This is a genomic window from Treponema sp. JC4, assembly GCF_000260795.1.
Lineage (GTDB): Bacteria > Spirochaetota > Spirochaetia > Treponematales > Treponemataceae > Treponema_D.
The window spans coordinates 1-8,837 of the sequence record NZ_AJGU01000055.1 but is presented as its reverse complement, the minus strand read 5'-3'; the positions used below and the strand labels follow the sequence as shown (position 1 = coordinate 8,837).

The window sequence follows — 8,837 nt, the reverse complement described above, 5'->3', positions numbered from 1 at the left end:
ATAACACTAACTTACATAAATAGAAAGGGTATTATCTTCAAATTCTTACAAAAAAGATGTAACAGTTAGTATATTCATCCAATTTTTTTGTATTACTTTATTTAGAGGAGAAAACAATGATTGCAAGGCGAGAAGCTCGTCGAGAGATACTACAGAATGTTTTTCTAAATAAAGAATGCTATACTTACAGTAATGAAACAGAATAATATTCCACAGCAGACACATTTTATTGGAGTCCTCTTGCCAGAGGACATTACACTTACTCTAGAAGACTGCCGCCGTTATATGAGAGAAGCATATGGCTGTAAGAGCGGTCATGGAACACCGATTCACGTAACGTTGGTTCCGCCTTTCAGATTGCAGGAAGAGTATTCAACAGCAGATTTAGTTCATGCAATTGAAAAGGATGTCTTACCTAAAGGATTGGGTTTTATAGCTCACATTGATAATTTTGATGCTTTTGGAGACAGAACGCTTTTTGCAAATGTGATTGCAAGTGATTCATGGACAAGACTCCGGGATGAAACGGTAAAGGCAATTTTGAACGCTTGTCCTGGCTGCACTAAAAAAGACCAGCGACCTTTTAGGCCACATGGAACAGTTTCAAACCGGGATATTCCTGCGGGAGTTATGACGGATGCTCTGCAGGTAATGAATGAAATGCAGCTTGTTGAAGATTTTCCTGTAGATAATATTACGATTTTTGAACGGAAAGGCAGCCGATGGGAAGCAGCGGTTACATTGGAATTAGGAGACAATATATATGGAAAAACGAGAAGTAAAAATCCACGGGATATATAAACATTTTAAGAACAAGTATTACATCGTTGAGGATGTTGCGTTTCACTCCGAAACACAGGAAGAATATGTTGTTTACCGACGTCTCTACGGTGATAATTCGCTTTGGATTCGGGAGAAGGGGATGTTCCTTTCCGAGGTCGATCACGTCAAATACCCCGAAGTGCAGCAGAAGTGGAGATTTGAACTGGTAGAAGATATAAAGTAGAAAATAACAATGCTGATGATATCTCAGCATTGTATATGAACACTTCATGTCTCATTTCAGGCAGTTAATGAAGCTCTTTTAAATACAACAAAAACAACATACCGAATGTCAGCCTTTTTAGACTCAGCTTCATGAAGTTTCTGTTCTTTTGTCCAGCAAACCAGCAGGCTCAGGGTTCCTGCAAGAAGGGCCGCAGTAATTACAATAGGTAAGTAAAAAATCTCTGATATGACAGCAATACCGATGGCCATGGTTGCAATGAAAGGGAGACTGAAAGTGTAGATATCATTCATTTTCTGATTCTTTGATTTAGACAAATCTTTTATCCAGTTAGCAATATAAACTGATAAAACCATAACAAATCCAATAACAATAATTGTAATTAAGCTTTCCATAAAGGACTCCTTTTAGACCGTTTATAACGGTAGTTTTTTTACTTTATGTCCTTTATTATAATATACAAGAGTGGCATAGAGTGGCACTGTGAATTTTTTTATTTGGGACGAGGTAGGGGAAAATAGGTGCGTTATTCTCGGACCTGTTTTGCGGTCAAAACCTATATTTCTTAGTATAATGGGCTTATGTCAGACCTCTTAATTGGCACCAGCGGATACGATTACCCCGAATGGAAGGGAATATTTTATCCGCCGGATTTGAAACGTAAAGATTTCCTCAGTTACTATGCAACACAGTTCAATGCCCTTGAACTGAACAATACCTTTTACAACATGCCGACAGCTGAACGACTTTATTCATTTTACGAACGCAGTGAAGGCAGACTGCAATTCAGCGTAAAAGCAAACAGGCTTCTGACACATGAAATAGATTCAACCTGGCAGATCGCTGCTGACGATTTCAAAACTGCACTCACACCGCTTCAGGAAAAATATGCACTTTCTGCAGTACTCTTTCAGCTGCCAGAAAGCTTTCATTACACAAACGACAACCGCATCTACCTTGCAAACCTGATACAGAAGTTTGAAGGCTTTCCGACTCTGATAGAATTCCGTCATCGCGAATGGATTAAGGAAAGTGTTTTTGAAGGTCTTGAAAAACGTAATGCCGGAATAGTTTTTTGTGATATGCCGCAGCTTAAGAATCTTCCGGATGGTAGTGTAACAGGTACGCCTTTTATTGGCAGCAATGCTTACATCCGTCTGCACGGTCGGAATGCAGATGCCTGGTACGCTGCCGGGAATTCTCCTAATGGCAGTGCCCGCTATTGTTATGATTATTCGGATAGCGAATTATCGCAGTTTTCTTCTATTATTATGCAGGCGATTAAGGAAGGAAAGAAAGTTCAGGTCTACTTTAACAATCATCCTAACGGCAGTGGAGCCAAGAACGGGCTGAAGCTGAAAGAGATGATTGCTCGTGAGCAGATTTAAAATTTCGTAAAATTTTGCAGTCCTCAGAATATCACTGTTGATTCAGCCCTGATAAATAACGAAGTTCATTTTATCTCTGACCCGATGACAAAGATACAGGAAGGTGTTTTTGAAAATGTTTTGAAAGCAACTAAGATGCACTGTACACTGCAAATGGAATACAAGACAGCTCAGAATACTGAATATGAACAAAGAATATTTGATCCATACCATATGGTTTGTCAAAAAGGAAGCTGGTATGTACTAGGATTCTCACATCATGCAAATGCAATCTGTCTTTATGCAATGCCACGAATACGAAACTGCAAAATTACAAATGACAAGTTTAAGATTCCAAAGGACTTTAAGCTTAGTGATCATATTGATGTTCAGATGGGAGCATGGGGAAACAGCGGCGAAAAGGTTAGGGTTGAAATTGAATTTGTAAAATGGCTTAAAACTTATGTTATGGAACGAACCTGGCACAAAGGTCAGGTTCTTAAAGAAAATGCTGATGGGACAGTTTACCTTTCTTTTGAAACAAATCAGCTTTCGCAGACTGCTTCCTGGGTTATGTCTTTCAGCGGCGGTGCCAAAGTCTTAAATCCCCCGGAGCTAAAAGAAATGGTAATACAGGCTGCGAAAGATATTTTGAGCAATCAATGAGGCAAAACTCCTCTCATAAAATTATAATGGGTTTAAACTAATGGTTGAATTATTCTTTTCGTCATTTATGCTATAATTTCAGAGAAATTGTTACAGGAGATTTTGAATGCAGGACAAAGGTGAAATAGTTTTTTATCAGACAGAAGACGGGCAAACAAAGCTTTCTGTAAATTTGCAGGATGAAACAGTCTGGCTTACACAAGATCAGATGGCGGAATTGTTTCAAAAAGCAAAATCTACAATTAATGAACATATAAAAAATACTTTTGCAGAAGGAGAACTAATAGAAAGCCAGGTAACGAGAAAATTCGGAAATTCCGAATTTTCTACTACAGTTACTAAACCAACAAACTATTACAACCTCGATGTAATCATCTCTGTAGGCTATCGAGTAAAATCACAGAGAGGAACCCAGTTTCGTATCTGGGCGAATAATATCTTAAAAGAGTATATCAAAAAAGGCTTTGCCATGGATGATGAGCGCCTTAAAGGTAATGCCGGCGGAAATTATTGGAAAGAACTCTTAGACAGAATCCGAGATATTCGTTCATCCGAAAAGGTGTTGTACAGACAGGTGCTCGATTTGTATGCAACCAGCGTGGATTACAATCCAAAAAGTGATGAATCGATTCAGTTTTTCAAAATTGTACAGAATAAGCTTCATTTTGCAGCTCACGGACACACTGCAGCTGAAGTTATTTATGAACGTGCTGATGCAGAAAAGCCGTTTATGGGACTTACAAGTTTTTCTGGAGAATTACCTTCTCTAAATGATGCAAAAATAGCTAAGAATTATCTCAAAGACGATGAACTTAAGATTTTGAATAATCTTGTTTCAGGTTACTTTGATATAGCCGAAATCAATGCGATTGAGCATAGACCAATGTATATGAGTGACTATGTTGAACAGTTAGATTCTGTTTTGTCTTCCGGAAAGCGAAAGCTTTTACAGGGAGCGGGTAGTGTGAGTCATGAGCAGGCTATGAAAAAGGCAGAAGCTGAATATCGAAAATATGAAGTTATTACACTTAGTCCGGTAGAGCAGGCATATCTTGAATCTATAAAATCGGTAGAAAAAGAAGCAAAAGAACAGGTAAGGAAGAATAAATAAAAGCCCCATCCGAAACATCAGATGGGGCGGAGCCTAATACTATTCAGCTTTTAATGTAATTGCTTCGCTTACAGTTTCCAGCATATTTTTTCGGCTTTTATCTTTTCCAAGATAGGCTGTACGCAGAACAATCTGGTAAGAACCGGCTGTAAGGGCAGGAACGAAGAAGTTCAGTTCGCTTGGCTTGTTGCGGAAGAGGTTTGCTTCTTCCACATTGACCCAGGAAGTTTCATCAGAACTCATCTTTCCTTCAGAATCGACTGGTGCAAACCAGATGCCCCAGCCGTCACCGCCAAGTTTTAAGCGGCTACCGGTAAGTCTGCATGGTTTGCCTGCAGTAAGTGAACCTTCTGCTTCGGTATTCGAAAGGTCTGTGATTGTTGTGATTTCGGGACTTCCGTCGGCATAGACGATTTTGTCTACGCTTAAAGAAGAAATTGCTTCGTTTGCAAGAGGAGTGGGAGTAAACTTGATGTAAAAGTTACCGCTTTCTGAAACGTCGCTTTTTCCTTTAGCATTGCACTTCATGGCAATGTACATAGTTCCAAGGTCAAGCACGTTTACGGCTTTTCCCTGTTCAAGCATCTTGAGAATCTTCTTCTGAATAAGAATTGCTGCAAACTGGAGCATGAAAGGATCCATGCCTTTGTTGTCTTCTGAAATTTCAGAAAGAATGTTTTTGAATGTGGCTGTATTACGGCTTACAGTAGCGTAATAAGTTCCGTCTTTTGTGAAATTGTTTTCATGCAAAGTCACACTTAAAATAGAAGAGCTGTTTTCCAGCGTTGAGATGTTTTCCATCTTTACTATCCTACTGTCTTTCTACGGGCGACAGTCCCCAAGTGATTTTTTGGAATTTCATACGAAATTCATGTTTTTGCAGATAATCTGCATGACAAAATAATTTTTGCTATTTGACGTGTGCGGCACTTGCAAAAAATCACAATAGAAAGTAGGATAAATCTTATGAATAAGAGCAGATTTACTGCTTTCTATTGTTTGAAGGCTTAAAACTATTGGCGTAGTTTTAGGCCCTTTTTTTTGCTGCCGCTAAAACAATCATACGGCACATTTTTCAACCTCCTGCATAAAATAGTTAGTGTCATTAAGAGCTTCCATTAAGTTTTTACCAGCAGCTTTGACAAGTCCGCAAACAAACTGAATCAATGGATTGATAAAGTATTGCTGCAAAATCTCATCATCAGTCTTGCCTTCTATAAGGCGGTCAGGACTTAAGACAAGAGCTGTAATCTTGTCAGTCTGAAGTTCGTGCTGTTGCATTTCGTAAGAATCATTGCTGCAAAGGGCAGTTTTGAATTCTACACACTGCATGGCATTCAAAAACCTCATAACGATTGACTGGATACAGTGCACAACTTCATGTGCTATAGTAATTACATCCAGTGCAACACCAGCAAGGGCACGTTCATAAACATCGCTTCGGATAACAATGTTGTTTTCTTCAGGGTTATAGTATGCCTGAAGAAACTCATTTCGATTCCAAGCATTTGCTTCAACAATCTCATAATTAAATGAACTGTCAAAAAGCGGAATAATATTCTCCATTACATAGATAGGTTCAAATCTTCCGTCTGTTCCGCAACCACACAAGAGTCGCGCCCAGAATGCAGTAAGGTGCATTCCGTCATCTGTAAGAACGATAGCCTCTGCTTTCGGTTCTTTTATAGCTGTCTCAATCTGCGCTTCATACTGACACACTTCCATTCTGATATACTCCCGAACTTTCAAATTGTTTCAAAAGTTCTTTAAGTTGATTTACCTGTTCGGCAGTAAGCCGTGAGAAATCTTTTGCAAACATTACTGCGGTTTCCACATAGTTTGCTTCTGTCTTTTGTTCCGAAAAACTTACATTAACAGCCCCCTTGACCTTAGCCTTAGCTTCTTCAAGCTCGTTTTTCTGTTCTTCGCTTAAACCGTACTCTGCAACAATTTTTGCAATAAAGTCGTCCGGTATTTCGCGACCGCCATTTTCAATGGAAGAAAGGTATGCCGGGCTAACCTTAAGCCTTTTTGCCATAACTCCCAAAACCTCCGAACAGTCAATTCTCATCTTTCTCAAGATTTTTCCGAATGCTGTTACTTCTGCCATTGTACTTCCATCCTTCTGATTGTTTGTCCCCCACCCAAGAATCCAACGGATTCCGACTATTTGCCTGAAGGTTTTTTAGCATCTGAATAAAATATACATCCACTTCATGAAGAAGTCAATACTAAATATGAAAAATATTCACAATATTGTAAAAATATCGTTAGATATTATGAAAATTTGTGCGGTCTTACATGTTATGATTCGTGGCATTACGGCTGAAGGTTTGTGGAATGTCAGTACACGAGGCGTGGAGTGTATGGAGAAGGGGCGTGGATAATTCTACCCCCTGATTTCCAAGAAGGCTTCTTCTGGATTTTCAAGCCACTGGATAATCTGTTCAGTAACTTTTTCGATTTTTTGTCTGGAGTTTTTACCTCGAAGAGAACATTCCCATACAAAGCATACTCGCCAGCACTGTTCCTGGTAATACTTGAGGTTTTCTGCATCACGTTCTTTGTTGCGTGTAAACCTTTTTCTTCCAGAATTCCTGATTGGATTTTGGAAAAACAAAGTACTGACAGTTTTCATGAGCGTGCCAGAAGCATCCGTTTATGAAGATTACAGCAAAATATCGTGGGAAGATAAGGTCAGGTTTACCAGGATACCTTTTATCGCAGATTCTATAACGGAATCCAGCCCTGAAAAGGGCAGAGCGGATCTGTTTTTCGGGTTTTGTATCCTTTGAACGGATATGAGACATATTTTTATGACGGTCTTCTGATGATAAAACATCCATATCTGTATTATATATGGTAATGAGAAAAAAGTTCACGAAAACATGAGTAAAGTTACCACTTTTTTAAATTCCGTGATATAATCGAGTAAGGATTATATATTAATGCATGCGAATTACAAAAAACTCTGGAAACTACTGATTGATAAAGACATGAAAAAAACGGATTTATTAACAGTAGCCGGTATTTCCACAAATATCCTTGCTAAAATGAACAAGGGAGAGTATATCTCAATGGACAGTCTTAACAAGATTTGTAAGGCTCTTGCAGTTGATGTTGGTGATATTGTTGAATTAAATAAGAAAGAAATGGATTAAAGTATAAATGATTTTTACTGAATACTTAATTAACAATACAAATCTTTCACACTCTTCTATTGAGCATTATGAAGGTGGTTTAAGAGCTATTAATAAACTTGCTATTGAAGAGAAATTAATTGACGAACCATTGGAAGAGCTTTCAATTGGAGAATTAGAAATTGTTTTTGAACTTTTGCGACATAATAGTAGTTTTATTAATAAAGATACAGTTGGACGCCGTATGTATTCTAATTCATTAAGACATTTTATTTCGTATAAAAAATCTGAAAGTCATCTAAAAGTTGATGAAAAACTTATTGAGTCAATTCAACATGATAAAATGCTGTCTGTTACAGAAAAGGAATCTCTAATAAAATCTAGAATTGGCCAAGGAATTTTTAGGGAAAAATTTTAAAAAATATAATAGGGATCTGCTTCATAAGTGGAGTTAGTGATAATAGACTTCTAATAGCAAGTCATATAAAACCATGGTCTGTTAGTGATAATAAAGAACGGCTGGATACTGAAAACGGTTTTTTATTGAATGTTTTGTACGACAAGTTATTTGATTTAGGTATTATTTCTTTTACAGAAACTGGAGATATGCTTATTTCAAAATCCCTTAAAGAAGAAAATATAGAACGATTACATATAACAAAAAGCGTAAATTTGATCTTTTAATGTCTCCAGCATTAAAGAGAAATTTAGAATATCATAGAGATGTGATTTATTTAAAATAAGGTGGGGAACATGCTTAAAGGTAAAATTATTATTGTCTAAATAAATATCTAAATGGTAATTCATTTGATGAAAACTATGCTCTGTTAAGTCATTATATACAGTTACAAGGGAATCCAGAAGCTACTCATTATGCTGAAATATTAGCAAATAAAGGAATCGATTTAAAATCATTACCTACTCAATTAGTTTTTAATAAAGAACATAAAGTAAATCTTTTACCAAATGAAACAAATCCTTTTACCTTTATAGATTTATTTGCAGGAATTGGAGGTTTCAGACAAGCAGGACAATCTTGTGGAGGTCGTTGCGTTTTTTTCTTCTGAATGGGATGATTCTGCAAAACAGACATTATTTTGAAAAATTATGGGGAAGTACCATTTGGTGATATTACAAAAGCAAGAAACAAAAGCTTTAATTCCTGAAAATTTTACTTTACTTTTTTGGTGGATTTCCATGCCAACCATTTAGTTCTATAGGAAAACGAGAGGGATTCAAACATAAGACACAAGGTACATTATTTTTCCATATTGCAGAAATTATACATGATAAACAACCCAAGGCTTTTTTATTAGAGAATGTACCAGGTTTATTAACTCATGACAAAGGAAATACAATTAATACAATTATGGATGTTCTTGAAAATGAACTACATTATACAGTTAGAAAAACCGTATTAAACAGTGCAGATTTTCATGTACCACAATACAGAAAACGTTTATATATTGTTGGATTTCATCAAGATTTGCATATACAAGATTTTCATTTTCCAGAACCAAATATTGATGAGAGAGTGGGAATAGGAC

14 protein-coding genes are annotated in these 8,837 nt (G+C 37.1%); 9 read left to right on the top strand and 5 right to left on the bottom strand.

Annotation, left to right across the window (positions count from 1 at the left end; genetic code table 11):
- Positions 1–192: 192 nt before the first annotated feature.
- Complete coding sequence (locus MSI_RS12330; protein ID WP_009107576.1) at positions 193–801, top strand: 2'-5' RNA ligase family protein; 609 nt, start codon at positions 193–195, stop codon at positions 799–801.
- Complete coding sequence (locus MSI_RS12325) at positions 764–1,006, top strand: DUF1653 domain-containing protein (protein ID WP_009107574.1); 243 nt, start codon at positions 764–766, stop codon at positions 1,004–1,006. The genes MSI_RS12330 and MSI_RS12325 overlap by 38 nt, the downstream gene beginning before the upstream one ends.
- A 56-nt stretch (positions 1,007–1,062) precedes the next feature.
- Here the strand turns inward: MSI_RS12325 and MSI_RS12320 are convergent, their stop codons facing one another.
- Positions 1,063–1,401 (bottom strand): hypothetical protein, encoded by a 339-nt coding sequence (locus tag MSI_RS12320; protein WP_009107573.1) that lies wholly within the window; start codon positions 1,399–1,401, stop codon positions 1,063–1,065.
- Positions 1,402–1,587: 186 nt separating this feature from the next.
- On the opposite strand from MSI_RS12320, the gene MSI_RS12315 reads away from it, so the two are divergent.
- The 3 genes from MSI_RS12315 to MSI_RS12305 all read left to right on the top strand — a co-directional run bounded on the left by MSI_RS12315 (position 1,588) and on the right by MSI_RS12305 (position 4,150).
- Positions 1,588–2,394 (top strand): DUF72 domain-containing protein, encoded by an 807-nt coding sequence (locus MSI_RS12315; protein WP_009107572.1) that lies wholly within the window; start codon positions 1,588–1,590, stop codon positions 2,392–2,394.
- Between the two features lie 84 nt (positions 2,395–2,478).
- Positions 2,479–3,039: a WYL domain-containing protein gene (locus tag MSI_RS12310; protein WP_009107570.1), complete on the top strand. Its 561-nt coding sequence runs from the start codon at positions 2,479–2,481 to the stop codon at positions 3,037–3,039.
- A 106-nt stretch (positions 3,040–3,145) separates the two neighbouring features.
- On the top strand, positions 3,146–4,150 hold the full coding sequence (locus MSI_RS12305) for a virulence RhuM family protein (RefSeq protein ID WP_009107568.1): 1,005 nt from the start codon (positions 3,146–3,148) through the stop codon (positions 4,148–4,150).
- Between the two features lie 39 nt (positions 4,151–4,189).
- Here MSI_RS12305 and MSI_RS12300 read toward each other — a convergent pair whose 3' ends face one another.
- The 4 genes from MSI_RS12300 to MSI_RS15075 form a co-directional block, all read right to left on the bottom strand.
- Positions 4,190–4,951 (bottom strand): DUF4469 domain-containing protein, encoded by a 762-nt coding sequence (locus tag MSI_RS12300; protein WP_009107567.1) that lies wholly within the window; start codon positions 4,949–4,951, stop codon positions 4,190–4,192.
- Positions 4,952–5,209: 258 nt separating this feature from the next.
- A complete protein-coding gene (locus MSI_RS12295) occupies positions 5,210–5,875 on the bottom strand; it encodes a hypothetical protein (protein ID WP_009107566.1) in 666 nt (221 codons plus the stop codon).
- Positions 5,856–6,260 (bottom strand): helix-turn-helix transcriptional regulator, encoded by a 405-nt coding sequence (locus MSI_RS12290; protein ID WP_009107564.1) that lies wholly within the window; start codon positions 6,258–6,260, stop codon positions 5,856–5,858. Before MSI_RS12290 ends, MSI_RS12295 begins: the two co-directional genes overlap by 20 nt.
- A gap of 445 nt (positions 6,261–6,705) precedes the next feature.
- A complete protein-coding gene (locus tag MSI_RS15075; RefSeq protein WP_237706513.1) occupies positions 6,706–6,996 on the bottom strand; it encodes a very short patch repair endonuclease in 291 nt (96 codons plus the stop codon).
- A 102-nt stretch (positions 6,997–7,098) separates the two neighbouring features.
- Between MSI_RS15075 and MSI_RS12280 the strand changes: the two genes are divergently transcribed.
- The 4 genes from MSI_RS12280 to MSI_RS15210 all read left to right on the top strand — a co-directional run.
- Entirely contained in the window at positions 7,099–7,311 is a 213-nt protein-coding gene (locus MSI_RS12280; RefSeq protein WP_009107562.1) for a helix-turn-helix transcriptional regulator, read from the top strand.
- A gap of 7 nt (positions 7,312–7,318) precedes the next feature.
- The gene (locus MSI_RS12275; protein WP_009107560.1) at positions 7,319–7,708 is read left to right on the top strand and encodes a hypothetical protein; all 390 of its coding nucleotides are present in this window, start codon (positions 7,319–7,321) and stop codon (positions 7,706–7,708) included.
- A complete protein-coding gene (locus MSI_RS15215; protein ID WP_081481395.1) occupies positions 7,702–7,974 on the top strand; it encodes an HNH endonuclease signature motif containing protein in 273 nt (90 codons plus the stop codon). Before MSI_RS12275 ends, MSI_RS15215 begins: the two co-directional genes overlap by 7 nt.
- 478 nt (positions 7,975–8,452) lie before the next feature.
- Positions 8,453–8,837: DNA (cytosine-5-)-methyltransferase (locus tag MSI_RS15210; protein WP_202799346.1), on the top strand; the 385-nt coding region annotated here is incomplete at its 3' end.

Bases quoted from the DNA above. Each gene is read 5' to 3' on its own strand.
- MSI_RS12330 (WP_009107576.1), top strand. From the start codon at position 193: ATGAAACAGAATAATATTCCACAGCAGACACATTTTATTGGAGTCCTC.
- MSI_RS12325 (WP_009107574.1), top strand. From the start codon at position 764: ATGGAAAAACGAGAAGTAAAAATCCACGGGATATATAAACATTTTAAG.
- MSI_RS12320 (WP_009107573.1), bottom strand. From the start codon at position 1,401: ATGGAAAGCTTAATTACAATTATTGTTATTGGATTTGTTATGGTTTTA.
- MSI_RS12315 (WP_009107572.1), top strand. From the start codon at position 1,588: ATGTCAGACCTCTTAATTGGCACCAGCGGATACGATTACCCCGAATGG.
- MSI_RS12310 (WP_009107570.1), top strand. From the start codon at position 2,479: ATGACAAAGATACAGGAAGGTGTTTTTGAAAATGTTTTGAAAGCAACT.
- MSI_RS12305 (WP_009107568.1), top strand. From the start codon at position 3,146: ATGCAGGACAAAGGTGAAATAGTTTTTTATCAGACAGAAGACGGGCAA.
- MSI_RS12300 (WP_009107567.1), bottom strand. From the start codon at position 4,951: ATGGAAAACATCTCAACGCTGGAAAACAGCTCTTCTATTTTAAGTGTG.
- MSI_RS12295 (WP_009107566.1), bottom strand. From the start codon at position 5,875: ATGGAAGTGTGTCAGTATGAAGCGCAGATTGAGACAGCTATAAAAGAA.
- MSI_RS12290 (WP_009107564.1), bottom strand. From the start codon at position 6,260: ATGGCAGAAGTAACAGCATTCGGAAAAATCTTGAGAAAGATGAGAATT.
- MSI_RS15075 (WP_237706513.1), bottom strand. From the start codon at position 6,996: ATGGATGTTTTATCATCAGAAGACCGTCATAAAAATATGTCTCATATC.
- MSI_RS12280 (WP_009107562.1), top strand. From the start codon at position 7,099: ATGCATGCGAATTACAAAAAACTCTGGAAACTACTGATTGATAAAGAC.
- MSI_RS12275 (WP_009107560.1), top strand. From the start codon at position 7,319: ATGATTTTTACTGAATACTTAATTAACAATACAAATCTTTCACACTCT.